General features: G+C 45.9%; 1 protein-coding gene. It reads right to left on the bottom strand.

Features of this window, described 5'->3' with window-relative positions:
• Positions 1–443: ATP phosphoribosyltransferase regulatory subunit (locus tag ACS8FC_RS18665; RefSeq protein WP_439297890.1), on the bottom strand; the 443-nt coding region annotated here is incomplete at its 3' end.
• Positions 444–630: the final 187 nt, after the last annotated feature.

Consider the following 630-nt stretch of genomic DNA (forward strand, 5'->3'; position numbering starts at 1 on the left):
ATATCTGCTGCCAGTGATGCACAGCCAAATATCTCAGCGCCTAGCTGTAGCGGTGTACGAGAGCCAAACAGACCTGATGGCAAAGTATGAATCACATCACCGACGTAGCAATAACGAGCGATACCCGTACCACCATGATGCGCATCGATACGCAAGATCTGCGGAGTAATATCCGCGCGTACGCCCATTAGACGACCCGTCAACTGATCGATAATCTTAAAGGTTTGACGCTTCAGATCTTCTGATGCATCACTTAGCAAAGATTCAGTAAACTCAATCATCGGCGGACAAACCAGCTGATAACCATGAGTAATAAGCTGCTCAATCAGTTGATGCCTAAGCACTTCTTGCTTATGAGCATCTTCAAACAGGACATCGACCACCCCATCAGGCAACAGCCAGCTATTGGCAACATCACTACCAAAGTTACTCAAGTACGGCATACTATTAGATGCAGTACTGCTTTTGGCAGACTGAGTCACTGTTTCATTTGGAGGGTTTTGCTGGGCAGATTTTGCAGAATCAGAACTAACAGACACAATAAATCCTTGTTTGGCGTATCGCTTACCAAAAACGCGGTACTGATGCGGTACTCAAAGGTTGTTTTACCAAGTATTGACGCCGAGTGTT

This window comes from Psychrobacter sp. 1Y4 (assembly GCF_051847555.1).